The following is a 22515-nucleotide window of genomic DNA, read 5'->3' as shown; positions in this document are numbered from 1 at the left end:
AAGTCGAAGTGACCGCACACCTCGTCGAACGCCGCCGCGAACACCGGCTGCGCCTCGTACAGCCCATGCCCCATCCCCGGACGCTGCGCTGATCGGCCCGGGGCCCGGGGCCCTCCCCCACCACCCGGGGGAAATCCGGTGCACCGCCGCCAGGGGGCCCGCCCCCCACACAGACCGGAAAGACCATGGCTTCCACCACACCCACCCACATAGAACCGGCTCCGCCGGTCTCCAAGAGCACGAGGTCCACCGGCCGCGCCGGTGACAAGATCTTCGCCGGGCTCTCCAAGGGCTCCGGCATCCTGCTCCTGGTGATCATGGCGTCGATCGCCGTCTTCCTCACCTACCGCGCCTCGATCGCACTGTCGAAGAACGAGGGCAACTTCCTCACCACCTTCGACTGGAACGCGTCGGCCAACCCGCCCGTCTTCGGCATCGCCGTCCTGCTCTTCGGCACCGTCGTCAGCTCGATCATCGCGATGGCCATCGCGGTTCCGATCGCCGTCGGCATCGCCCTGTTCATCTCGCACTACGCGCCGCGCAAGCTGGCCGCGCCCCTCGCCTACGTGGTCGACCTGCTGGCCGCCGTGCCGTCGATCATCTACGGCATCTGGGGCGCCCTCTTCCTGGTGCCGCAGCTGAACGGGCTGAACCTCTGGCTCGACGAGTACCTCGGCTGGACCTACGTCTTCGACAAGACCCAGGTCGGCGTCGCCCGCTCGCTCTTCACCGTCGGCATCCTGCTCGCGATCATGATCCTGCCGATCGTGACCAGCGTCAGCCGCGAGGTCTTCCTCCAGGTCCCGCGCATGAACGAGGAGGCCGCCCTGGCCCTCGGCGCGACCCGCTGGGAGGTCGTCCGGATGTCGGTGCTGCCCTTCGGCCGCTCCGGCGTCATCTCCGCCTCGATGCTCGGCCTCGGCCGCGCGCTCGGCGAGACCATGGCCGTGGCCACCGTCCTCTCCCCGAGCTTCCTGATCTCGCTGCACGTCCTGAACCCGGGTGGCGGCACCTTCGCGCAGAACATCGCCGCGAAGTTCGACGAGGCCAACGAGTTCGGCCGTGACGCGCTGATCGCCTCCGGCCTGGTCCTCTTCCTGCTCACCCTGCTGGTCAACGGCGCAGCCCGCCTGATCATCGCCCGTCGCAAGGACTTCTCGGGGGCGAACGCCTGATGAGCCACGCACTCCAGGACCACCGGCCCGCTCCGGCCCGCAAGTCCTCCTCCCCCGCCGGCCTGACCCGCGGCGGCCTGCCCCGCTGGGCACCGGCCGGCATCGCGGCCCTCTCGATCGCCCTCGGCTGCGGCATCGGCGCCGTCGCCGACCTGCACAGCAAGGTCCAGTGGGGTCTGATCTCGGCGCTGCTGTTCGTCGCGATCACGTACGTCGCCAGCTCGGTCGTCGAGAACCGCCGCCAGGCCAAGGACCGCGTCGCGACCTCCCTCGTGTGGGTCTCCTTCGTCCTCGCGGTCATCCCGCTGCTCTCGCTGATCTGGACCACGATCAGCCGCGGCATCAAGGCCCTCGACGGCGGCTTCCTCAGCCACTCGATGAACGGCGTCACCAGCTTCGAGCAGGGCGGCGGCGTCTACCACGCGCTGCTCGGCACCATCGAGCAGGTCGCCCTGGCCACGCTGATCGCCGCGCCCATCGGCCTGCTGACCGCCGTCTACCTGGTCGAGTACGGCAGGGGCCGCCTCGCCAAGGCCGTCACCTTCTTCGTCGACGTCATGACCGGCATCCCCTCCATCGTCGCGGGCCTGTTCATCCTCACGACCTGGAACCTGGCGCTCGGCTTCGGCCCCTCCGGCTTCGCCGGCTCGATGGCCCTGTCGATCCTGATGATGCCCGTCGTGGTCCGCTCCACCGAGGAGATGCTCAAGCTCGTCCCGAACGAGCTGCGCGAGGCCGCCCTCGCCCTCGGCGTGCCGAAGTGGCGCGTGATCCTCAAGGTCGTGCTCCCCACCGCCATCGGCGGCATCGCGACCGGCGTCATGCTGGCCATCGCCCGCATCGCCGGTGAGACCGCGCCGATCATGCTGCTGGTCTTCGGTACCCAGCTGATCAACGGCAACCCCTTCGAAGGCGCCCAGTCCTCGCTCCCCCTCTACATCTGGGAGCAGTACAAGGTCGGCAGTGAAGCCTCCTACGACCGGGCATGGGCCGCAGCGCTCGTCCTGATCGCCTTCGTCATGATCCTCAATCTGGTGGCCCGCGGCATAGCCCGCTGGAAGGCCCCGAAGACCGGTCGCTGACGCGACCGAATGAAAGCGAAGTGACCCCTCATGGCCAAGCGAATCGACGTCAGCGGCCTCTCCGCCTTCTACGGCACCCACAAGGCCATCGATGACATCTCGATGACCGTGGAACCCCGCTCCGTGACGGCCTTCATCGGCCCCTCCGGCTGCGGCAAGTCCACCTTCCTGCGCACCCTGAACCGCATGCACGAGGTCACCCCCGGCGGCCGCGTCGAGGGCAAGGTGCTGCTGGACGACGAGAACCTGTACGGCCCCGGCGTGGACCCGGTCGCGGTCCGCCGCACGGTCGGCATGGTCTTCCAGCGCCCGAACCCCTTCCCCACCATGTCGATCTTCGACAACGTGGCGGCGGGCCTGCGCCTGAACGGCAGCTACAAGAAGTCCGAGCTCACGGACGTCGTGGAGCGGTCCCTCAAGGGCGCCAACCTCTGGAACGAGGTCAAGGACCGCCTGAACAAGCCCGGCTCCGGCCTCTCCGGCGGCCAGCAGCAGCGTCTGTGCATCGCCCGCGCCATCGCGGTCGAGCCGCAGGTCCTGCTGATGGACGAGCCCTGCTCCGCCCTCGACCCGATCTCCACCCTCGCCATCGAGGACCTGATCGGGGAGCTGAAGGAGCGCTTCACGATCGTCATCGTGACCCACAACATGCAGCAGGCGGCCCGCGTCTCCGACCGCACCGCCTTCTTCAACCTCGCCGCCGTCGGCCAGCCCGGAAAGCTGATCGAGATCGACGACACGGACCGGATCTTCTCCAACCCGTCCGTCCAGGCGACCGAGGACTACATCTCGGGCCGCTTCGGCTAAACACCGAACCCCGCCTGGACGTCCTGCGGTGCTGCATGGCGGTGCCACCGCAGGGCGAAAGAAAAGGGCCGGCTCCCCCTGGGTGGGGGGAGCCGGCCCGCTTTCACATCCGCGCTCAGACGAACGCCAGGTTCACGATCCAGAAGCTGACCGCGGCCACCAGCGCGGCCGCCGGCATCGTGATGAACCAGCCGAGGATGATGTTCTTGGCGACGCCCCAGCGGACCGCGTTGACCCGCTTGGTCGCGCCCACGCCCATGATCGCCGAGGTGATCACGTGGGTGGTGGAGATCGGCGCGTGGAAGAGGAACGCCGAGCCGAACATGATCGAGGCACCGGTGGTCTCCGCCGCGAAGCCCTGCGGCGGGTCCAGCTCGATGATCTTGCGGCCGAGCGTACGCATGATGCGCCAGCCGCCCGCGTACGTACCCAGCGACAGCATCACGGCACAGGCGATCTTCACCCACACCGGGATCGGGTCGCCGGCCGCCGACACGTCCGCGATGACCAGGGCCATCACCACGATGCCCATCGTCTTCTGCGCGTCCTGCAGACCGTGGCCGAGCGCCATGCCCGCCGCCGAGACCGTCTGCGCGATGCGGAAGCCGCGCTTGGCCTTGTGCGGGTTGGCCCGCCGGAACATCCACAGGATGACGACCATCACCAGGTAGCCGACCACCAGGCCGACGACGGGCGAGACGAACATCGGGATGACGACCTTCTCGACCACGCCCGACCAGATCACCTCGGTCCCGCCGGCCAGCGCCGCGCCCACCATGCCTCCGAACAGCGCGTGCGAGGAGGACGAGGGCAGACCGAAGTACCAGGTGATCAGGTTCCAGACGATCGCGCCGATCAGGGCCGCGAACAGGATCCACATGCCCTTGTTGCCGTGCGGCGTCTCGATCAGGCCCTCACTGACCGTCTTGGCCACCCCGCTGCCGAGGAAGGCACCGGCCAGGTTCATCACGGCGGCCATCGCCAGCGCCGCGCGCGGCGTCAGGGCCCGCGTCGAGACGGAGGTCGCGATGGCGTTCGCCGAGTCGTGGAAGCCGTTCGTATACGTGAAGCCGAGCGCGACACCGATGGTCACGACCAGCGCAAAGGTGTCCACGAGGTTCAGGACTCCTTGACGGCGATGGTCTCCACCGTGTTCGCGACGTGCTCGAACGCGTCGGCGGCCTCTTCGAGGACGTCGACGATCTGCTTGAGCTTCAGCACCTCGATGGCGTCGTACTTGCCGTTGAAGAGCTGGGCGAGCAGCTTGCGGTGGATCTGGTCGGCCTGGTTCTCAAGGCGGTTGACCTCGATCCAGTACTCGGTGAGGTTCTCCATCGTCCGCAGGTGCGGCATGGCCTCGGCGGTCAGCTCGGCCGCCCGCGCCAGGACCTCGATCTGCTGCTCGACGCCCTTGGGCAGCTCCTCCACGTTGTAGAGGACGACCAGGTCGACCGCTTCCTCCATGAAGTCCATGATGTCGTCGAGCGACGAGGCGAGGCTGTAGATGTCCTCGCGGTCGAACGGCGTGATGAAGGACGAGTTCAGCTGGTGGAAGATCGCGTGCGTGGCGTCGTCGCCCGCGTGCTCCGCCGCCCGCATCCGCTCCGCGATCTCGGCCCGGGCGGAGGGATCCGCTCCGAGCAGTTCCATCAGGAGCTTGGAGCCCGTGACGATGTTGTCCGCGGATGCGGCGAACATGTCGTAGAAGCTCGTCTCCCTGGGGGTCAGACGAAATCGCACGTGAGGTCCTCGGGGTGCATTGGATTCGGTCAGGCTGATGCTAGGCGCATCCCCCGGCCACGGCTAACCGGCGGTTCCCCAGTGTCCTCCATCAGGCAGAGTGGGCGTTACGGACCCCTGTCCCCCCGGCCTGGGCGAAGTACCCTATACCCATGAGGGGTATAACCCCTCTTTCCGGACCACGGGAGGACCGATGACCACCATCGAGGCGGAGGGCTCCGGAGCCGTCCACGGCTACCACCACCAGAAGGACGAGCACCTCAAGCGGCTGCGCCGGATCGAGGGCCAGATCCGCGGCCTCCAGCGCCTCGTCGACGAGGACGTGTACTGCATCGACATACTCACGCAGGTGTCGGCCAGTACGAAGGCCCTCCAGTCCTTCGCCCTCCAGCTGCTGGAGGAGCACCTGCGCCACTGCGTCGCGGACGCCGCGGTCAAGGGCGGCACCGAGATCGACGCCAAGGTGGAGGAGGCCACGAAGGCCATCGCCCGCCTGCTGCGCAGCTGACGACCGGACCCGCCTCCGCCGGCCCCCCGGACACCGTCCGGGGGCGCGGCCCCGGGAGGCCCCCGCGTCGCGCCTACGGGCAGACGCTCATCAGCACTTCGTCGATCCGGTCCTGGCTCAGCCGGTCCTCGGCCGCCGCCGAGGCCGCGATGATCAGCTCACCGCACAGCTCGATCTCGGCGAGCGCCACGTGGTCCTGCACCGTCATGCCGCCTGCGGGAGTCACGCGTGTCACCTCTCTCTGCCGTCCTCGCCCGTCGGCGCTCGGCATCCCAGCCTAGGGAGCGGGCCCCGCTCCGCACATGACACGGATGGACCATTTCCGGATAGCGGCGCCATGGCCCGGAGGCACCGCTTCAGCCCGCCCGGACGGCTATTCGGCGATCTTCCCGGCGTAAATGTCCCCGCTTGGGGGCAATACGACGGTCACCGGAGTCCCGAACCCGTAGAGCAGCGTGGTCGAGGAGACATCGATCACGCCATTCTTGACGTAGGTGAAGCGGTGCCGGACCTTGCGCAGCCGCCCCTCTTCGTCGAGGTAGGCGTCGAAGGGGACGCTGTCCTTGCTGAACCCTTTCGCCGCCGCCTCCAGGGCTCCCTTGATGCCCGGCGAGGCGCTCTGCGCGGCCCGCGCGATGTCCGTCGTACCCCGGTAGTGGCGCACCTTGGTGCCGGCCAGGTCGGTCTCGCCGACGTACGTGACCTCCTGCGCGCCCCGCAGCAGCTCGGCCGCGGCCACCGGGTCGGTGGCGCCGCCGGTGACGAGGTTCCCGTCGGAGAGGGTGGTGGTGTCGAGGCGGACCCACTTGTCGTCGGGGACTCCGGCGCCCCGGTTCTTCATGTAGAGCGCGCCGGGGACGAGCAGCTCGGTGATGGGCCGGTGCTCGGGCTGCCCCTTCACGTCGGCGGGGAGCATCACCAGCAGCTGGCCCATCCGCTTGCGGAAGTCGACCCCGCCCTCGCCCCGGATGGTCACCCGGGTGCCGCCGGTGGCCATCTCCATGGCCGTACGGGTCTGCGCGCTCCCGGCGGCGGTCAGCGCGTCGGCGGCGCCGCGGACCGCGGCGGCCGGGTCGCCCGGCGGCCGGTCGTCGCGGGCGCCCTTCGCGCTCCCGCCGGGGCCGCTGCCGCCGTCGGTGCCCGTGCCGCTCGCCGCGCCGCACGCGCTGAGCGCCGCCACGGCCACCGCCGCACAGACGGCGAGCACCGCCTCACCCGCACGCCTTCTCCGTCGCCTGTGCTGGTGCACCACCATCGCCTGCCAACCCCCAACGCGTGACCGCTGTTTGCCCGAGGCCCCCACCCGCTCCGGTTAACGAGGTCCGGGGTTTCCCGTAACGGTCCGCCGAGTTCCGGGGGCCGTACCGGACGCGGCCGGGCCCGGGTACCGTGGTGGGGTGGACCCGCACACCAAGGCGACCCCGGTCGCTCCGTTTACCGCTGTGACCGACCCGCGAGACCGCGCGGAACCGGCTCAGCCGCCCGTCGGCCACTCCACCAGCACCGCGGAACGCGGCTCGTTCTGCCTGGCCGTGTGCAGCTGCGGCTGGACGGGGCCGGCCCGCCGCTCCCGCGACCTGGCCCGCAAGGACGCGGGCAGACACACCGCGGGATAGCCGCCCCCTTCTCCCCTCCCCCTCCCCCTTCTCCTCCTCCGTTCGGACGTCCCGGCTGGCCGGGGGCCCCGGGAGCGGTTGCGCTGGTTCCATGCCAGGTACCGCACGCTCCCTCGCCGCCCTCTGCTGGGCGCTGCTGCTCGTGCTCACCCCGGCCGCGGCGGCCTGGGCCCGCCCGGTGGGTTCGGCGGACGGGCCGGCCGACGTGGCGCTGGCCATCGGGGCCACCACCGCGGCCGCCGTGGCGACCGGGCTGTGGCTGCGTTCCCGCTACCGCCGCGACGGTGCGGGGACGGAGCATCCGCGCGGGGGCGGCGAGGGCGGCGACCAGTGACCCCGCGCTCCCGGCCGACGGCGGTACGGCTGTTCTTCGGCGCGGCGGGCCTGTGCCTGCTGGTGGCGCTCCTGCTGGCGCTCTGGAACCCGTAGCAGGTGCGGCTAGGCCGCGAGGTCGCTCTCGGCCGGCCGCTGCGCCAGCTCGACGGGGCGGGCCACCACGCGCTCGCGGTCCCGTACGAGCACTCCGAACCGCGGCGACCGGGCGACGGCCCTGACCACCGGGGTGAGCGCCGCCATGGCGAGCGGGGCGAGGAGCAGGACGACGGCGGTGCCGAGCGCGAAGCCGCCGATGACGTCGGTGGGGTAGTGGACGCCGAGGTACACCCGGCACAGCCCCTCGGCGAGCGCCAGCCCGATCCCGACGAGCCCGAGCCGGCGGTTGACGAGGAACACCCCGACGGCGAGGGCCATGCCGAGGGTGGCGTGGTCGCTGACGAAGGAGAACCCGGAGCCGGGCGCGCCCGCGCCGCCGAGCACTTCGAGGCCGTCGTGCTGGAGGAACGGCCGCGGCCGGGCGACGAATCCGCGCAGCGGGACGTTCACGAGGAGGGCGACGGCGGCGGCGAGGGGCGCCCACACGAGCGCGGCGAACGACTCGGCGGCGGTCGCCTCGTCCTGCCGCCTGGCGCCGCGCCAGCACCACAGCACGAGCAGGACCATGGCCAGCGGCAGCCCGTACGACCCGGCGAAGGCCACGGCGCGGTCGAACCAGCCGGGGGCGTGCCGGGAGAGGGAGTTGATCCCGTACAGCAGGCTGACATCCACGTTCGGCCCACCGGTCGTGAGTCCAGCCATGCGCCACGGCCCCTTGCCTGCCTAGGTCCCCTGCGGGCGCACGACGGTGTGCGCCCCCTTCAGCCCCCCAGCCGAACGACCCCCCGTGTTCATGGAACGCCCGTTCTGCCTGGGACGTTCCACTCTCCACCGAATGATCACTCCAACGTTATCCAAGAGAGACTCATCGCCGCAGCTCAGGGCCTGCGCTTCACAGAGAGTCGCTAGGGCTTGGAAGTTGACCCGGATCGCTCCGGAAGGGCTTCGGCCCCATCCTTGGTCACTCGGGTCGCCCCGAAGTAGTCAGGCGTGTCGATCTTGTCAAAACGGATGACCGCACCGGTGAACGGGGCGTTGATCATGTAACCGCCGCCCACGTACAGGCCGACGTGCCGGATCGCCCGAGAGTTCGTCAGATCATCAGAGAAGAACACCAGATCACCGGGGAGCAGTTCCCCGCGCGAGGGGTGCGACCCGGCGTTGTACTGGTCGTTGGCGACGCGCGGCAGATCGATGCCGACGCTCTCGTACGCGGCCTTGGTCAGCCCGGAACAGTCGAACCGCCCGTTGTCGGCCGCCGTCCCGTCCCCACCCCACAGGTACGGCGTCCCGAGCTGCTTCTGCGCGAAGTACACGGCCCCGGCGGCCTGCTGCGCAGGCGCGACACGGCCGACCGGCCGCGCGAAGCTCTTCTCCAGGGACCGGATGGACTTCACGTAGCCCTGGGTCTCGCTGATCGGAGGCACGCCCCCGGCCTTGATGACCCGGTAGGGGCCGGCGTTGTAGGCGGCGAGCATGTTGTCGGACCGGTCGCCCGGCACCTGCGCGACGTCCTTGGAGAGTTGGCAGTCGTAGGTGGCCGCCGAGGGGATGGCGTCCTTGGGGTCCCAGATGTCCTTGTCCCCGTCACCGTCGCCGTCGACCCCGTACGTGGCCCAGGTCTCCGGGATGAACTGGGCGATGCCCCGCGCGTCGGCATGGCTGAGCGCGTCGGGCTTCCAGTTGCTCTCCGTGTACAACTGCGCCGCGAGCAGCGCCGGATTGAGGGCGGGGCAAAGGTTTCCCCACCGCTCCACCAGCGGCTGGTACACCGCCGGCACCGCACCCTTCACCAGCCCGACCGCACCCTGTCCGGCGCCGCCCGCGATTCCCGCCGCCGCCGAGTAGGTGCCGACGACCAGCAGCGCGACGAAGGTCAGGCACACGCCGATCCCGATCCCGCTTGCCACCCAGAACTTGCGCACCCGTCAACACTGCCTCATGCCACGTCGCCTGACAGTGCATTCGGCAGTCTGTCCGCGCACTATTTCACCGGAAAGCCGGTGCAGTGGACACTGCTGTACTCCTTGACCCCACGGACCCGGTAGACCAGCACGGTCCAGTCGCCCGGGTCGTTGGCGGTCGGGATGCCCGGGAACTTCTTCCGCGTCCCCTCGTTGTCCACGAGCTGGGTGGAGAAGTCGTCCGGGTAGATCAGCTCCACCTCGCCGCCGGGCCCCGGGGTCCTCAGATCCACGGGCTTGCTGGCGTAGCCGATGCTGTGGTTGTAGTCGCGGACGGACTCGTAGGGGCGCTGAGTGCTCTCGTCGATCTCGTGCGGCGGCTTGACGCCGACGGAGATGGCATAGGGAGCCTTCTCCGTGTTGTACGGCTTCAGGTAGACACGGATCTTGACCTTGCCCGTGATCGTCCGCGCGGCCGGGTCGTCGGTGTCCGCCGCGGAGACGGTCAGGAACTCCGCCCGCTCCTCGTTGGGCAGGTTGCAGCCGCCGGTGGCGCTCCACAGGTCCCGGGACACCTTGTTCGGCTCGATGTGGTCGGGCACCGCTCCCGCCCCGCCGCCCTGCGCGGACGCGGACGCGGACGCGCTCGGCGTGGAGGGCTGCGACGGCTGCGACGGCTGCGCCGCCGGGGCGGGGCTCCCGTTCCCGCTCGGCGCCGCCGCCTGGCGCTCGCCGCCCGCCTTGTCACCGTCCTTGACCAGCAGATACCCGCCGGTGACGAGGCCCCCCGCCACCAGGCCCGCGACCGCCGCCAGCGCCCAGCGCGGTACGGCCGCCCGCGCCCCCGCAGTGGCCGGAGCCGTCACGGGTGCCGCCGCCGGTGCGTACGTCGGCACGTAGCCGGCCTGGACCGCGGCGAGCCCCGGGCCGATGGTCGACGGCAGCCCCGGCACCTGCGCGGCCCCGCCGCCGGCCGCCGTGAGCGCCGCGTACACCGGGTCGTCGACCAGCGCCGCGTCCACCGCGCAGCGGCGGATGACCTCGGCGAGGGCCGGCCGCCCGGCCGGGTCCGTGGCCACGCAGGCCCTGATCAGGGCGGCGAGCTCCGGCTCCACGCCCTCGACGTCGATTTCACCGTGCACCGCGCGGAAGTTCACCGCCGTCGGCTCGCCGGTGCCGTACGGGGCCCGGCCCGTGGCCGCGTACGCGATCGTGGCCCCCAGCGCGAAGACGTCCGCCGCGGCCGCCACCTCACCGCGCAGCAGCACCTCGGGGGCCGTGTAGCCGGGAGTGCCCGGGGCGGTGCCGACCTGCGTGAGCGCCGTCTCGGCCACGCCCTTGGCGATGCCGAAGTCGATGAGCTGCGGGCCCTGCGCGCCGAGGATGACGTTCTGCGGCTTGAGGTCGCGGTGGGTGACCCCGTACGCGTGGACGCTCGCCAGGCCCTCCGCCAGCGCGGCGAACAGCCTGCGGCAGGAGGCGGCGGGCAAGGCCCCGTACCCGCCCACGGCGTGACTGAGCGTCGGCCCGGCCACGTACTCGGTGGCCAGCCAGTACGGCGGGGCTGCCAGCGAGGCGTCGATCAGGTTCGCGGTGTACGCGGAGCGGACCGCGCGGACCGTCTCGGCCTCCCGCCGGAACCGCGCCAGGGCCTCCGGATGCCCGGTGATCTCTTCCTTGATCACCTTGATGGCGACCAGCCGGCCGCCCGGCGACCGCCCGAGGTAGACCTGCCCCATGCCCCCGGCGCCCAGCCGGGCCAGCAGCGTCTGCGCGCCGATGTGGGCGGGGTCGGTCTCTCTCAGGGCCTCCATTCGGACGAGGGTGTCATACCGACTTCCCTGGCCGAAAAGGGGGGTTGACCTCAGCGCCCGGCCACGAAGAGGCTCTGCGCCCCGCGCCCGATCGGCCCCTTCTCGTCGTGCAGGCGGGAGTCCGCGAGGCCGATCCCGGCCGCGTCCACGCTCGTACGGGCCTCCACGCACACCCACTCCCCCACCGGATGGCGGTGCAGGTGGACGGTGAGGTCTCCGTTGACGAAGACGAACCGCCCGAAGTCCATCACCGCGCTGATCCCGTTCCCCGAGTCGGCCGCCACCAGCACCCGGTCCAGCGGCCGGACCTCCTCCCCCGCCACCAGCGGCACCCGCATCCGCATCCAGCAGGTCCCCGGCCCCGGCTCGACGAAGGCGCCCTCCGTGAACCGGGTCTCCACCGAGGAGTGGTAGCCCGTCTCCCACGGCACGGGGAAGAACGGCGTCACCCCCACCTCCCCCGGCGGCGGCAGCACCGCCGGCGGGACCACCGCCGGCACCGGCTCCTCGGCCACCCGGATCCGCAGCGCCCGCGCCAGCATCACCGGCGCCCCGCCCGCCGGGGCCAGGGCCGCCTCGACCACCTCGGTGCCGCGCCCGGACCGCAGCACCGAGGTGGTCACCGCCAGCTCCCCGATCGGCACCGGGCGCAGGATCTCGTACGTGATGCGGGCGATCCGCATGTCGGCCCGCGCCCCCGGCCGCTCCTCGACGGCCCGCCCGAGCAGCGCGGCCGGCGGCCCGGCGTGCTGGGAGCCCGGGTCCCACGGCCCGCGCGTCGCCTCGGTGGCCAGGAAGCGGCCTTCGCCGAGCCGCTCGTAGAACCCGTCTTCAGCATCCATGCCGCCGCACGCTACCCACAGGTAACCCGACGCACCAGCCCCTCCCCACGGCTCAGCGCGCGAAGCCCAGCCCCACCCCCAGCCCCACCAGCACCGACCCGATCGCCCGGTTCAGCGCCTTCTGCGCCTTCAGCATCCGCTCCCGCAGCCGCGAGTTGGAGAAGAACAGCGCCACCGCACCGAACCACACCAGGTGCGCCGCCGCCATGAACAGCCCGTACCCCGCCTGCTGCCACCCCGACGTCCCCGGGTCGACCACCTGCGTGAACGTCGACACCACGAACAGCGTCGTCTTCGGGTTCAGCACATTGGTCAGGAACCCCGACCGCAGCGCCCCCAGCCGCGTCAGCCCCGGCCCCGACTCCAGGTCCACCGTCAGCTCCGCCCGCGCCCGGAACGTACGGATACCGATCCACACCAGGTACGCCGCGCCCGCCAGCTTGATCGCCGTGAACAGGGCGGTCGACGAGGCGATCAGCAGCCCCACCCCGAGCATCGTGTACGACACGTGCACCAGCACCCCGGCCGCGACCCCCGCCGCCGCGAACAGACCCGTGGGCCGCCCGTACAGATAACTGTTCCTGACCACCATCGCGAAGTCCGCACCGGGACTGATCACGGCGAGCAGGGTGATGACGGCAACTGCGATCACTTCTGTCATGCACGCGATGCTCCCCGCCCCCTCCGCCCGGATCAAGGGACTCCGGAAATCCGGGGACAATGGAGGGGTGCCCACCACCACCCTGCCCCTCCTCCAGGCCGACTGCTCGAACTGCTTCGCCCTGTGCTGCGTCGCCCTGCCCTTCGCCAAGTCCGCCGACTTCGCCGTGAACAAGCCCGCCGGCACCCCCTGCAAGAACCTCCGGCAGGACTTCCGCTGCGGCATCCACACCCGGCTGCGCGACCAGGGCTTCCAGGGCTGCACCGTCTTCGACTGCTTCGGCGCGGGACAGCAGGTCTCCCAGGTCACCTTCGAGGGCCACGACTGGCGCACCCACCCCGAGACCCGCACCGCGATGTTCGAGGCCTTCCCCGTCATGCGGCAGCTGCACGAGCTGCTCTTCTACACCGCCGAAGCCCTCACCCGCCCCGCGGCCGCCCCCGTCCACCCCGCCCTGCGCACCGCCCTCGCCAAGACCGAGGCCCTCACCCGCGCCGACGCCGCCACCCTCACCGCCCTCGACGTCCCGGCCCTGCGCCAGGAGGTCAACGCCCTCCTCCTCAAGACGAGCGAGCTGGTCCGCGCCAAGACCCCCGGCCGCAAGAAGAACCACCGCGGCGCCGACCTCATGGGCGCCCGCCTCTCCGGCGCCGACCTCCGCGGAGCCAACCTGCGCGGCGCCTACCTGATCGCCGCCGACCTCAGCCGCGCCGACCTGCGCGGAGCCGACCTGATCGGCGCGGACTTCCGCGACGCCGACCTGCGCGGAGCCGACCTGCGCGACGTCCTCTTCCTCACCCAGGCCCAGGTCAACGCCGCCCGGGGCACCGCCGACACCCGCATCCCCCCGCACCTCACCCGCCCCGCCCACTGGGCCGCGTAACACCCCGTCACCACACCCCGTCACCGGCGGAAAGGCCCGAAACGGCCCGACACGGCCCGGCCCCCCGGCGCCCGCACGGCACCCGTGCGCCCCTCACGCCTCCATACGCTCCCCCGCTGCCCCGGACTCCCCCCATTAGCCCGAACGGCCGCCCCTCACACGGCCCCGCGCACACCGGGCCGACAATCATTGCCCGGGGTCACCCCCCGTGATACACAGAGTGACCTGCTCAGGGTGCGCATACGGGGCGCGGGCCGAGAGAACGGGTAAAGAGACCGGCCAAGTCGGCGACGGCGCCGGTTTCATCAGCGAAGATAGGGCGAGACCCCTGCCGTCGGGCACGGGCTACCGGAACTACCCATACAGGGGCGGTGAGTTACATGATCCTGGCAGCCGAAAAGGGCGACATCACCACCATCATCGGCGGAATCGCCCCGAACTGGGGGCCGTTCGGCAGTCTCGGCAACGAAGCGAAGGTCATGATCGAGGTGGTCATGGCCGTCGCGATCCTCCTCTGCCTCGGCATCGCCATCTGGGGCGCCGCCAAGCAGCGCATCGGCGCGACCGCCCTGCGCGACACCTTCAGCGCGGAACAGGGCAAGGGCCTGATCGTGGCCGGCCTCACCGGAGTCTTCATCATCGGCTCCCTCGGCACCCTCTTCACGATCGTCTACGGGATGGCCGTCTAGCCGGACCGCAACACCCGGCCGCACCCTGATGAGGAATCACCACACCGCGCCTGAGCGGGAACGAGCGCTACCGTCGTACGACGCGGAGGGGGCGGACACGCAATGAGCAACGACGACCAGTACGGCGGCGGCACCGGCCACGCCGAGGTCGGCGGCACGGGCCAGACCCGCACCCGGCTCCCGGACCCACCCTCCGACGGGTACGGCGGCCCCCGCCGCACCCCCCGCTCCTCCCGCGGCCTGATCACGGTCGTCGGAGTCGTCGTCCTGCTCATCGCCGCCATCGCCTTCGCCAACCGCTCGGGCGACACCCCGGACACCACCACCTCGGACAAGGCCCCGGACACCACCTCGACGGCCCCCACGGGCACCGCCCCGGTCACCACCAAAACCGCCGGCATCCCCAAGGGCTTCGCCCACGACGAACAGGGCGCCCAGTCGGCAGCCGCCAACTACGCGGTCGCCCTGGGCTCCGACGGCATGTTCGACGCCGCACGCCGGAAGGCGATCGCCCAGGCCGTCTACACGCCCGACACCGCGGTGGTACGCCTCGCCGAACTAGACCGGCTCTACTCCGACCCGGGGTTCCTCGGGCGGATCGGCCTGGAGGCAGGGGGGAAGGCGCCCAAGGGCATGGTGTTCGTCTCCCGTACCAACCCCGCCGGCACCAAGATCGACAAGATCGACGGCGACACCGCGACCGTCTCCGTCTGGTCCTCGTCCCTCTTCGGCCTTGCGGGCGAAGGGTCCAAGAGCCCGGTCTCCGAGGGCTGGTACACGTACACGTTCGAACTCCGGTGGGTCAACAACGACTGGTGGGTCTCGAACTTCAGCCAGAAGGACGGCCCGACCCCGGTCGGCCGCGACCAGAGGGCCTCAACCGCCGAGGACATGTCCGCGGCCGTGTCGCAGTTCGGAGGCCTCACCTATGCGCGCTGACATCCGTCGCGGTATGTCCCTCGCCGGCATCGTCGCAACCGTCCACACCACCTTCCTGCTCCTGGCTACCCGTGCGATGGCCGCACCGACCCCTCCTCCCGGCACGCAGACGACGCCCACCCCCGGTGCGACAACCACGGGACCCCCGCAGGCCAGCAACAACCCCTGCGAACTCATCAAGGCCCCCGCACGGGACTACTGCGAGAACGGCAACGGCCCGGCGTCCAGCGGCGCGCCGCGCACCGGCCTCACCCCGGGCGACCCCGGCACGGACGCCATCAACCCCCTGGCCTCCCTGGCCAAGGGCTGCGCCGAAGCCGCCGCCTGGATCGTCGGCAAGCTCAGCGAAGCCGTGAAGTCCACCGCCAACGTCGACTTCACCAACGCCGCCTTCCTCCAGCAGTACGCCGTCGTCTTCGCCGCCTCCACCGTCCTGACCCTCGTCCTGTGGCTGCTGGCCGTCGCCAAGCGCGCCATCCGCGGCGTCCCCCTCAGCACCGCCCTCTCCGAAGCCATCGGATTCCTCTGGCTGACCGTCCTCGCCTCCGCCTTCACCCCCCTGATCCTCTACACCGTCGTCTCCGCCACCGACGGCATCACCGAGGTCATCGCCTCCGCCACCGGCAGCCAGACCGACGTCTTCTTCGGCTCCTTCTCCGAGGCCCTCAAAAAGGGCGACGACATCGGCGGCGGCCCGATCATGCTGATCGTCGTCGCCCTCGTCACCGTCCTCGCCGCCGGCGTCCTCTGGCTGGAGCTCGTCATCCGCGCCGCCCTGCTCTACGTCGGCGCCCTCCTCGGCACCGTCGTCTACGCCGGACTCGTCGACCGCAACATGTGGGGCCACGTCCGCCGCTGGGCCGGCATCATGATCGCCGTCATCCTCGTGAAGCCGGTCATCGTGATCGTCCTCGGCCTCGCCGGCGCCCTCGCCGGCGACAAGGGCCCCAACGCCTTCTCCGCCGTCGTCTCCGGCCTCGCCATCATCCTCCTGGCGATCTTCGCCTCCGCGATGATCTACCGCTTCGTCCCCGGCTTCGGCGACGAGATCGCCTCCGCCCGCTCCAACCGCAAGCAGGCCACCGACGGCGCCCAGGCCGCAGCCGTCATCAGCTCCCCGGCCTCCCTCGTCTCCCAGGGCATCAAGACCCACAGCAGCCGCGGCGGCGCCCACCGCGCCGGCGGCGGCTCCGGCGGCGGCGACGCCAACCAGATCTCCGGAGGCATGGCCGCCCACAGCAGCCGCCGCTCCGGCAACGGGTCCGGCGGCGGAAGTGTCCCCTCCGCCGCGCCCCCGCCCCGCACTGGCTCGAGTACGAGGAACACAGGAGGTGACGGGCGTTGACGACCCAGTCCCACCAGCTCCACCCGGTCGCGCCCCGCCGCACGTATCTCATCGGCCGCGCCCGGCCGAACGCGATCGTCGGCAAGAACCGCGAAACCGGCGAAATCGCACTGATCATCACCGGCGCCTTCTTCGGCATGATGAGCGGCCTGCTCGTCCCCGACCTCACCCTCCGCATCGTGAGCCTCGTCGGCTTCCCGCTGCTCGCCCTCGCCGCCGTCTACGTCCCCTACAAGGGCCGCACCTTCTACCGGTGGTTCGAGATCAGCCGCAGCTACAAGCGCACCCTGCGACGCGGCACCACCTACCGCTCCGGCGCCGTCGAAGCCGGCACCCGCGCCGCCGACGGCCGCGAGGTCGAGGTCGGCCCGCCCCCCGGCATCGGCCGCATCAACTGGCTCGCCGCCCCCTTCGGCCCCGACGAGATCGCCGTCCTCCTCCACGCCGACCGCAGAACCGTCACGGCCGCCATCGAGATCGAGGGCCCCGGCGTCGGCCTGCGCGACAGCGAGGACCAGGAAGCCCTCGTCGACCGCTTCGGCACCCTCCTCAAGCACGTCGCCAACGGCGACGGCTTCGTCACCCGCCTCCAGATGCTCGCCCGCACCCTCCCCGCCGACCCCGACGCCCACGCCAAGGACGTCGCCCAGCGCGGAGACACCACGGCCCCCACCTGGCTGCGCGACTCCTACGACCAGCTCCAGTCGATGGTCTCCACCTCCTCGGAGCAGCACCGCGCCTACCTCGTCGCCTGCATGCACTACACCCGCGAACTCGCCGCCGAGGCCAACACCATCGCCCGCGCCGGCAGCACCAAGGGCCGCAAGCTCGACCGCGACGCAGGCCTCGCCATCGTCATGGCCCGCGAGCTCACCGACATCTGCGCCCGCCTCGCCGAAGCCGACATCCGCGTCCGCCAGCCCCTCGGCCAGGGACGCCTGTCCTCCCTCGTGCACTCCATGTACGATCCGGACCACCCGATCGACCACATCCAGGCCATGACCAAGCGCAACGCCTGGCCCGCAGAGCTCGACGCCGTGGAGCCCACCTACCTCCAGGCCAAGACCCGCGAATCCTCCACCCGCGCCCCCTGGTGCCACGCCACCGCCTGGGTGAAGGAGTGGCCGATGACCCCCGTCGGCGTGAACTTCCTCGCCCCCCTCCTCGTCCACACCCCGGACGTCATCCGCACCGTCGCCGTCACCATGGACCTCGAACCCACCGAGATCGCCATCGAGCGCATGCTCACCGAGAAGACGAACGACGAGGCCGACGCCTCCCGCGCCGCCAAGATGAACCGCACCGTCGACCCCCGCGACATCGCCGCCCACGGCCGCCTCGACCAGAGGGGTGAAGATCTCGCCAGCGGCGCTGCCGGAGTCAACCTCGTCGGGTACATCACGGTGTCCTCGCGTTCACCCGAAGCCCTCGCCCGCGACAAGCGCACCATCCGCGCCTCCGCCGGCAAGTCCTACCTGAAGCTCGAATGGTGCGACCGCGAGCACCACCGCGCCTTCGTCAACACCTTGCCGTTCGCCACCGGCATCCGACGCTAGCTGGAGGGACCAGCCGCCATGCGAGATCCCATGTCCGCGCTGACGGACGCCTTCACCAGCTTCCTCTTCGGCAAGGTCGAGACCACCCGCCTGCCCGTACGCACCTCCACCGGCCAGGCCCAGGCCGTCTACCTCCCCACGGCCGCCCCCGGCCTCGGCGACTCCGGCGTGATCATCGGCCGCGAGGTCTACAGCGGCAAGGGCTACATCTACGACCCCTTCCAGCTCTACGGCCAGCAGCTCCCGGCCCCCCACTGGCTGGTCCTGGGCGAATCCGGCAACGGAAAATCAGCCCTCGAAAAGACCTACGTCCTGCGCCAGCTCCGCTTCCGCGACCGCCAGGTCGTCGTCCTCGACGCCCAGGGCGAGGACGGCGTCGGCGAGTGGAACCTCATCGCCCAGCAGCTGGGGATAACCCCCATCCGCCTGGACCCCATCGCCGCCAACGACGACGGGATCCGCCTCAACCCCCTCGACCCGGCGATCACCACGACCGGACAGCTCGCGCTGCTCCGCACCATCATCGAAGTCGCCATGGGCCACGGCCTCGACGAACGCTCCGGCTTCGCCCTCAAGGTCGCCCACGCCTACGTCGTCGACACCATCCGGGACCGCCAGCCCGTCCTCACCGACATCGTCGAACAGCTCCGCCACCCCGAAGCCGAATCCGCCCAGGCCATGAACGTCGACATAGACGACGTCCGGGCCTGGGGCCTCGACGTCGCCCTCGTCCTCGACCGCCTCGTCGACGGCGACCTGCGCGGCATGTTCGACGGCCCGACCACGGTCGGCATCGACCTCGACGCCCCGCTGATCGTCTTCGACCTCTCCCACATCGACCGCAACTCCATCGCCATGCCCATCCTCATGGCGATCGTCGGCGTGTGGCTGGAACACACCTGGATCCGGCCGGACCGCAAGAAGCGCATCTTCCTCGTCGAAGAGGCCTGGCACATCATCAACAGCCCCTTCGTCGCCCAGCTCTTCCAGCGCCTCCTGAAGTTCGGCCGCCGCCTCGGCCTGTCCTTCGTCGCCGTCGTCCACCACCTCTCCGACGTCGTCGACGGCGCCGCCGCACGCGAGGCCGCCGCCATCCTCAAAATGGCGTCCACCCGCACCATCTACGCCCAGAAGGCCGACGAGGCCCGCGCCACCGGCCGCGTCCTCGGCCTGCCGCGCTGGGCCGTCGAAATCATCCCGACCCTCACCCCCGGCATCGCCGTCTGGGACGTCAACGGCAACGTCCAGGTCGTCAAACACCTGATCACCGAGACCGAACGCCCCCTCGTCTACACCGACCGCGCGATGACCGAGTCCTCCACCCCCCAGCAGCTCCCCGACGACCTGCTGGCCGCCGAACTCGAAGCGGAGGAACGAGCCCTGTACATCGAACGCCAGCGGGGCTCCGGCCCCGGATCAGCGACCACGGTGGCCTGACCATGCCCGACGCGAGACGTACGGAGCCCCCCGCGCGAGCCGGCGGCGGCATCCCCGACGGGGTCCTCGTCGGCCTCCTGGCCTTCCTCCTCGGCCTCGCCGTCCTCGTCTGGTCGGCCACCGGCCTCGCGGCCCTCTTCACGAAGGGCGCCTGGCCGGCCACCGTCACCTTCACCCGCACCCCGGGGGCCGTCCGCGCCCTGATAACGCAACCCCACGACATCCCCGGCGCCTGGCCCGACACGAACCCCGCGGCGCTCTCCGGGTGGGGCCTGTTCTGGGGCCTGTTCATCAGCCAGCTCCTGGTCGCGCTGGTCCTGACGATCTTCACCATGGGCGTGGTGGCCCGCACCAAGGCCCGCCGCACCCGAGCCCGCCAACAGCACCAGCACCAGCACCAGCACCAGCCGGACGATCCCGCCCGGACGGACCCCTCCTCGTCGGATCGCGCCCGAACGGAGCCCGCCCGGACGAACCCCACCCAGACGGACCTGGAACAGGCGGACCCCGCACCGGCCAGGGCCCGCCCGCGGACCCAGCCGCCCGCCCAAGCGGCACCGGCCGGCGACCGCATCCCGCTCCACAGCCCGTACCCGTCCCCGTTGCACGCCCCGTCAGCGGCAGCCGCGCACGCCCCGGTCTCGGCACCGGCCCCGAACCCCGCACACGCACCCGGCACGGACCCGGCCCCCGTACCCGCACCGTCCCGCAGGCCGAGCCCCGCCCGCTACACCTCGCTCGGCGACACCCCGGCCCCCGCCAAGGACGCCTACCGCTACGGCTTCGGCTACGCCCCGGCGAGGCCCGCCGACTCCGCCCCGGCCCCCCGCCTCGCCTACGGCGACCCGGCCGAACGCCACCGCCTCGCCGCCCGGGCCCTCGCGGCCGCGGAAGGCGCCGCCCTGGTGGTCACGTCCTCCCCCGCCCTGTGGGCGGAGACCAAGGACGCCCGGGCGAAGCTCGGCCCCGTCCTCCTCTACGACCCCTCGCACCTGTGCGACACCCCGGCCCGCATGCACTGGAACCCCGCCGACGGCTGCGCCGACCGGGACACCGCCGCCGCCCGGGCGGTCTCCCTGCTGGCCCCCGTACGCCCCCAGGCCCGCATGGACAGCGCCCTCGCGGACACCGCCGAGACCCTCCTGCGCAGCTGGCTCCAGGCCGCCGCCCTCGACGGCCTCCCGTTCAAGCAACTGGCCCGCTGGGCCCAGGGCACCGCCGCCCAGGACCCCGTACGCATCCTGCGCACCCACCCACAGGCCGCCCCCGGCAGCGCCGGCGAGCTGGAGAGCGCGCTCACCGCCCACCCCGAACGCCGCGAGCAGGCCCAGCAGCTGACAGCCCGGGCCCTGTCCTGCCTGACCTCGATCCACATCCGCGAGGCCTGCAAGCCGAACCGCGCGGATTCCCTCACGCTGGCATCGTTCGCCGCCGAAGGGGGCACCCTCTACGTACTGGGTGAACCCCTGGAGGACCCCCGCACCCACCCGGGTGCGATGCCCCTCCTCACCGCCCTCGCCGCAGACGTGGTCGAGCACGGCCGCCGCATGGCCGCACGGTCATCCCACGGCCGGCTCGACCCACCACTGACCCTGGTCCTGGAGGACGTGGCGGCCGTCGCCCCCGTCCCCCGGCTCCCGGACCTCCTCGAAGACGGGGCCCTGCCCCTCCTGGCCCTGTGCCGCAGCCGCGAACAGGCCCGCTCCCGCTGGCCGGAGTGGCCCGCCGACGCCCGCTAGGGCCGGGCGATCACGTACTCGTGCTCCTTCGCGGTCGGGTCGTCCGGCTTGGGGATCACCAGCCCGCTCGCCCGGAACCCGAACCGCCGGTAGAAACCGCCGGCCCGCTCGTTGTGCTCGTGCACGAAGAGCCGTACGCGTTCCAGCACCGGCTCCTCCCGCTCCCACACCCACTCCAGGGCCGCCGCGAACAGCGCGTCGGTCAGGCCGCTCCCCCGCTGCTCGGGACGCACGAACACCCCGACGACGTGCCCCTGGTCGGCCTCGACGACCTGCTCCAGGAAGTCGGTGTCGCCAGCGGCCTCGATGAACACGGTGACGGACCCGTCCCACCGCCCGTCGGGCGCCTCGGCGACGAACTGCCGTACGTGCACCCCTTCCGCCGCGCCGGCCGCCCGGTCCTGCCAGAACTCGTCGGGCTTGGCGGCGGACTCCTCGACGGTCTCCAGGAACGCCACCGGCGCCGCCGGATCACTCAGCGCGGCCAGCCGCAGTTCCTTGACCTTCTGCCATTCGTCGGCCCGCACGGACCGGATCACATGCTGCTTCATAGCCGAATCCAAATGCCCAGGTCACTGAAGGTCAACGTGATATCCGTGCCCGAGGTCCCGAGGACACCGGAAGATCCTCAACTCGCCGCCCCTGCCGATGTCCACCCCGGTCACGTCACCACTGGACACAGTCAGCAGCAGCTCCATCGGGGCCCAGTCGCAGTCCGCGCACTCGTACGCGTACGCGTCGGTGGTGCTCCACCGTGGCAGACCGCCGACCTTCCAGACGTCGTACCGGCTGATCGGCACCCGCTCGGCCGTCTCCTCGGTCTCGATCAGGCAGGTCCGGGGCACGAGCCGTTCCTCGGACCGCACGGGCGGCTCCGGCACGCGCAGCCCCCGTCCCCCGGCTTCCGCGGCCCGACGCCACTCCACGAGGAGCATGGGCCCTCCTTCGGGCTGTCCGGACATGGGCGGCCCCCAGTGCTCGTTGGGGCACCACAGCACCTGCAGAAGATCCATGTCCCCGGGCCACCACCGGCCCGGCACGTCCCGGCGGTACAGCTGCACCACGGGCACCATGGCACACGCGAGCCGCCCCGAGCCATCCCGGTCGTCCGGCATCGAGCACGCCGGCCACCCCTCGTCGGCCGGCCACAGCATCGGCCCTCCGATGGAACTGTCACCCGCTCCAGCCGTGCCCGGTACGGGCAGCAGCAAGGTCACCGGCACAGCCGGTTCAACCATGTCCATAACCGAACCCTAAACGCAGAAAAGCCCCGCACCAGAAGGTGCGGGGCTTTCCCACAATGATTGTTCGGCGGCGTCCTACTCTCCCACAGGGTCCCCCCTGCA

24 protein-coding genes are annotated in these 22515 nt (G+C 71.3%); 13 read left to right on the top strand and 11 right to left on the bottom strand.

Annotation, left to right across the window (positions count from 1 at the left end):
* Nucleotides 1-185: 185 nt before the first annotated feature.
* From pstC to pstB, 3 genes are read left to right on the top strand one after another with little or no spacing between them, the layout of a single operon-like run.
* A complete protein-coding gene (gene pstC / locus ACQKM2_RS36345; protein ID WP_427717384.1) occupies nt 186-1175 on the top strand; it encodes a phosphate ABC transporter permease subunit PstC in 990 nt (329 codons plus the stop codon).
* Nucleotides 1175-2257 carry a phosphate ABC transporter permease PstA gene (gene pstA / locus ACQKM2_RS36340; RefSeq protein ID WP_427717382.1) on the top strand — a complete coding sequence of 361 codons (1083 nt, stop codon included), beginning with the start codon at nt 1175-1177 and terminating at the stop codon, nt 2255-2257. Before pstC ends, pstA begins: the two co-directional genes overlap by 1 nt.
* Nucleotides 2258-2287: 30 nt before the next feature.
* The gene (gene pstB, locus ACQKM2_RS36335) at nt 2288-3064 is read left to right on the top strand and encodes a phosphate ABC transporter ATP-binding protein PstB (protein ID WP_007265454.1); all 777 of its coding nucleotides are present in this window, start codon (nt 2288-2290) and stop codon (nt 3062-3064) included.
* Nucleotides 3065-3179: 115 nt separating this feature from the next.
* Here the strand turns inward: pstB and ACQKM2_RS36330 are convergent, their stop codons facing one another.
* Nucleotides 3180-4178, bottom strand: a complete 999-nt coding sequence (locus ACQKM2_RS36330; RefSeq protein ID WP_007265453.1) for an inorganic phosphate transporter — start codon at nt 4176-4178, stop codon at nt 3180-3182.
* Between the two features lie 5 nt (nt 4179-4183).
* Nucleotides 4184-4804, bottom strand: coding sequence for a DUF47 domain-containing protein (locus ACQKM2_RS36325; RefSeq protein ID WP_007265452.1), 621 nt, complete (start codon nt 4802-4804; stop codon nt 4184-4186).
* A 193-nt stretch (nt 4805-4997) separates the two neighbouring features.
* Here ACQKM2_RS36325 and ACQKM2_RS36320 point away from each other — a divergent pair, with 193 nt between their 5' ends.
* Nucleotides 4998-5312: a metal-sensitive transcriptional regulator gene (locus ACQKM2_RS36320; RefSeq protein WP_042801353.1), complete on the top strand. Its 315-nt coding sequence runs from the start codon at nt 4998-5000 to the stop codon at nt 5310-5312.
* 73 nt (nt 5313-5385) lie between these two features.
* Here the strand turns inward: ACQKM2_RS36320 and ACQKM2_RS36315 are convergent, their stop codons facing one another.
* A complete protein-coding gene (locus tag ACQKM2_RS36315) occupies nt 5386-5538 on the bottom strand; it encodes a hypothetical protein (RefSeq protein WP_362457947.1) in 153 nt (50 codons plus the stop codon).
* 147 nt (nt 5539-5685) lie between these two features.
* On the bottom strand, nt 5686-6567 hold the full coding sequence (locus tag ACQKM2_RS36310; protein WP_427717378.1) for a hypothetical protein: 882 nt from the start codon (nt 6565-6567) through the stop codon (nt 5686-5688).
* 187 nt (nt 6568-6754) lie between these two features.
* Here ACQKM2_RS36310 and ACQKM2_RS36305 point away from each other — a divergent pair, with 187 nt between their 5' ends.
* Together ACQKM2_RS36305 and ACQKM2_RS36300 are read left to right on the top strand one after the other, a co-directional pair.
* Complete coding sequence (locus tag ACQKM2_RS36305; RefSeq protein ID WP_427717376.1) at nt 6755-6928, top strand: hypothetical protein; 174 nt, start codon at nt 6755-6757, stop codon at nt 6926-6928.
* A 91-nt stretch (nt 6929-7019) separates the two neighbouring features.
* Complete coding sequence (locus tag ACQKM2_RS36300; protein ID WP_427717373.1) at nt 7020-7262, top strand: hypothetical protein; 243 nt, start codon at nt 7020-7022, stop codon at nt 7260-7262.
* 104 nt (nt 7263-7366) lie between these two features.
* Here the strand turns inward: ACQKM2_RS36300 and ACQKM2_RS36295 are convergent, their stop codons facing one another.
* From ACQKM2_RS36295 to ACQKM2_RS36275, 5 genes are all read right to left on the bottom strand, one after another.
* Nucleotides 7367-8062, bottom strand: a complete 696-nt coding sequence (locus tag ACQKM2_RS36295) for a phosphatase PAP2 family protein (protein WP_427717371.1) — start codon at nt 8060-8062, stop codon at nt 7367-7369.
* A 203-nt stretch (nt 8063-8265) separates the two neighbouring features.
* Nucleotides 8266-9285 carry an NlpC/P60 family protein gene (locus ACQKM2_RS36290; protein WP_427717368.1) on the bottom strand — a complete coding sequence of 340 codons (1020 nt, stop codon included), beginning with the start codon at nt 9283-9285 and terminating at the stop codon, nt 8266-8268.
* A gap of 59 nt (nt 9286-9344) precedes the next feature.
* On the bottom strand, nt 9345-11078 hold the full coding sequence (locus ACQKM2_RS36285; protein ID WP_427717366.1) for a serine/threonine-protein kinase: 1734 nt from the start codon (nt 11076-11078) through the stop codon (nt 9345-9347).
* Between the two features lie 50 nt (nt 11079-11128).
* Nucleotides 11129-11920 carry a thioesterase family protein gene (locus ACQKM2_RS36280; protein WP_427717363.1) on the bottom strand — a complete coding sequence of 264 codons (792 nt, stop codon included), beginning with the start codon at nt 11918-11920 and terminating at the stop codon, nt 11129-11131.
* 52 nt (nt 11921-11972) lie between these two features.
* On the bottom strand, nt 11973-12581 hold the full coding sequence (locus ACQKM2_RS36275) for a LysE family translocator (RefSeq protein ID WP_427717361.1): 609 nt from the start codon (nt 12579-12581) through the stop codon (nt 11973-11975).
* A 67-nt stretch (nt 12582-12648) separates the two neighbouring features.
* Here ACQKM2_RS36275 and ACQKM2_RS36270 point away from each other — a divergent pair, with 67 nt between their 5' ends.
* From ACQKM2_RS36270 to ACQKM2_RS36240, 7 genes are all read left to right on the top strand, one after another.
* A complete protein-coding gene (locus ACQKM2_RS36270) occupies nt 12649-13464 on the top strand; it encodes a pentapeptide repeat-containing protein (RefSeq protein WP_427717358.1) in 816 nt (271 codons plus the stop codon).
* Nucleotides 13465-13844: 380 nt separating this feature from the next.
* Nucleotides 13845-14153, top strand: a complete 309-nt coding sequence (locus ACQKM2_RS36265; RefSeq protein ID WP_008742356.1) for a hypothetical protein — start codon at nt 13845-13847, stop codon at nt 14151-14153.
* A gap of 102 nt (nt 14154-14255) precedes the next feature.
* Nucleotides 14256-15092, top strand: coding sequence for a hypothetical protein (locus ACQKM2_RS36260; RefSeq protein ID WP_427717356.1), 837 nt, complete (start codon nt 14256-14258; stop codon nt 15090-15092).
* Between the two features lie 13 nt (nt 15093-15105).
* Nucleotides 15106-16437: a hypothetical protein gene (locus tag ACQKM2_RS36255; protein WP_427717417.1), complete on the top strand. Its 1332-nt coding sequence runs from the start codon at nt 15106-15108 to the stop codon at nt 16435-16437.
* Nucleotides 16434-17993 (top strand): SCO6880 family protein, encoded by a 1560-nt coding sequence (locus ACQKM2_RS36250; RefSeq protein ID WP_125818745.1) that lies wholly within the window; start codon nt 16434-16436, stop codon nt 17991-17993. The genes ACQKM2_RS36255 and ACQKM2_RS36250 overlap by 4 nt, the downstream gene beginning before the upstream one ends.
* Before the next feature lie 18 nt (nt 17994-18011).
* Entirely contained in the window at nt 18012-19430 is a 1419-nt protein-coding gene (locus tag ACQKM2_RS36245; protein WP_427717353.1) for an ATP-binding protein, read from the top strand.
* 2 nt (nt 19431-19432) lie between these two features.
* Nucleotides 19433-21169 carry a type VI secretion protein gene (locus ACQKM2_RS36240; protein WP_427717350.1) on the top strand — a complete coding sequence of 579 codons (1737 nt, stop codon included), beginning with the start codon at nt 19433-19435 and terminating at the stop codon, nt 21167-21169.
* Here ACQKM2_RS36240 and ACQKM2_RS36235 read toward each other — a convergent pair.
* Both ACQKM2_RS36235 and ACQKM2_RS36230 read right to left on the bottom strand, forming a co-directional pair.
* Nucleotides 21166-21720 (bottom strand): GNAT family N-acetyltransferase, encoded by a 555-nt coding sequence (locus tag ACQKM2_RS36235; RefSeq protein ID WP_427717347.1) that lies wholly within the window; start codon nt 21718-21720, stop codon nt 21166-21168. The genes ACQKM2_RS36240 and ACQKM2_RS36235 overlap by 4 nt on opposite strands.
* Nucleotides 21721-21741: 21 nt before the next feature.
* A complete protein-coding gene (locus ACQKM2_RS36230) occupies nt 21742-22182 on the bottom strand; it encodes a hypothetical protein (RefSeq protein ID WP_427717344.1) in 441 nt (146 codons plus the stop codon).
* Between the last annotated feature and the right edge of the window lie 333 nt (nt 22183-22515).

It is taken from the genome of Streptomyces sp. NPDC004126 (assembly GCF_050275515.1).
GTDB lineage: Bacteria > Actinomycetota > Actinomycetes > Streptomycetales > Streptomycetaceae > Streptomyces.
This window is presented reverse-complemented; position numbering and strand designations above follow the sequence as displayed.

Coding starts and splice junctions, on each gene's coding strand:
- ACQKM2_RS36260 (WP_427717356.1), top strand. CDS start 14,256: ATGAGCAACGACGACCAGTACGGCGGCGGCACCGGCCACGCCGAGGTC.
- ACQKM2_RS36265 (WP_008742356.1), top strand. CDS start 13,845: ATGATCCTGGCAGCCGAAAAGGGCGACATCACCACCATCATCGGCGGA.
- pstA (WP_427717382.1), top strand. CDS start 1,175: ATGAGCCACGCACTCCAGGACCACCGGCCCGCTCCGGCCCGCAAGTCC.
- ACQKM2_RS36280 (WP_427717363.1), bottom strand. CDS start 11,920: ATGGATGCTGAAGACGGGTTCTACGAGCGGCTCGGCGAAGGCCGCTTC.
- ACQKM2_RS36245 (WP_427717353.1), top strand. CDS start 18,012: ATGCGAGATCCCATGTCCGCGCTGACGGACGCCTTCACCAGCTTCCTC.
- ACQKM2_RS36285 (WP_427717366.1), bottom strand. CDS start 11,078: ATGGAGGCCCTGAGAGAGACCGACCCCGCCCACATCGGCGCGCAGACG.
- ACQKM2_RS36310 (WP_427717378.1), bottom strand. CDS start 6,567: ATGGTGGTGCACCAGCACAGGCGACGGAGAAGGCGTGCGGGTGAGGCG.
- ACQKM2_RS36230 (WP_427717344.1), bottom strand. CDS start 22,182: ATGGATCTTCTGCAGGTGCTGTGGTGCCCCAACGAGCACTGGGGGCCG.
- ACQKM2_RS36300 (WP_427717373.1), top strand. CDS start 7,020: ATGCCAGGTACCGCACGCTCCCTCGCCGCCCTCTGCTGGGCGCTGCTG.
- ACQKM2_RS36320 (WP_042801353.1), top strand. CDS start 4,998: ATGACCACCATCGAGGCGGAGGGCTCCGGAGCCGTCCACGGCTACCAC.
- pstC (WP_427717384.1), top strand. CDS start 186: ATGGCTTCCACCACACCCACCCACATAGAACCGGCTCCGCCGGTCTCC.
- ACQKM2_RS36275 (WP_427717361.1), bottom strand. CDS start 12,581: ATGACAGAAGTGATCGCAGTTGCCGTCATCACCCTGCTCGCCGTGATC.
- ACQKM2_RS36235 (WP_427717347.1), bottom strand. CDS start 21,720: ATGAAGCAGCATGTGATCCGGTCCGTGCGGGCCGACGAATGGCAGAAG.
- ACQKM2_RS36240 (WP_427717350.1), top strand. CDS start 19,433: ATGCCCGACGCGAGACGTACGGAGCCCCCCGCGCGAGCCGGCGGCGGC.
- ACQKM2_RS36295 (WP_427717371.1), bottom strand. CDS start 8,062: ATGGCTGGACTCACGACCGGTGGGCCGAACGTGGATGTCAGCCTGCTG.
- pstB (WP_007265454.1), top strand. CDS start 2,288: ATGGCCAAGCGAATCGACGTCAGCGGCCTCTCCGCCTTCTACGGCACC.
- ACQKM2_RS36255 (WP_427717417.1), top strand. CDS start 15,106: ATGTCCCTCGCCGGCATCGTCGCAACCGTCCACACCACCTTCCTGCTC.